Below are 485 nucleotides of genomic sequence, written 5' to 3'. Positions count from 1 at the left end.
GTGTCACTAAACCCTGCTAAGCCATTGCTTTCCTTTAGCTCACTTTCAATCGCATCATAGCAACCGGCTGGATATTGCTTGTTTTCCCCTACTTCACCAGTAAACCTGTATCTTACTTGAGCGTTCAAAATCCATTTTGTGTCACCACCATCATCAGTTTTATCTTCAACTTGGACAATACCTTTTAAACCATTTGCACATGTTGGCGCTTGCAACTCTCGAATCCAAGTACTTTCATCAATGCTTCCATCTATAGTGGTGTTAGACCAAACACCAAGGCTTACCCTATTAATATTAGTATTATTAACTGTGCAGAAGTCTTCAAAACTTGGACCTTTAAATTTCAGCTCTGTTGCAATTGAATCAGTTGGGGCTATTGTCTTAGCAGTTTGCTGCTTTAGATCAAATTCTACTGTTAAAAATTGCTTGCCCTTACCCGCCATTTGCACAATTACGTCATATGCAACTGGTGTAGCTCTTTCAAC

At 39.6% G+C, this 485-nt stretch carries 1 protein-coding gene; it reads right to left on the bottom strand.

Translation table 11 applies throughout. The annotated features are described in order from the left end of the window. The coding region (locus tag E0L37_RS21630) for a hypothetical protein (protein ID WP_166643122.1) at positions 1-485 on the bottom strand (485 nt) is incomplete at both ends.

Origin of the sequence: Alcanivorax sp. 24, from assembly GCF_004360225.1 — a bacterium.
Classification (GTDB): Bacteria; Pseudomonadota; Gammaproteobacteria; order Pseudomonadales; family Alcanivoracaceae; genus Alloalcanivorax; species Alloalcanivorax xiamenensis.
This window is presented reverse-complemented; position numbering and strand designations above follow the sequence as displayed.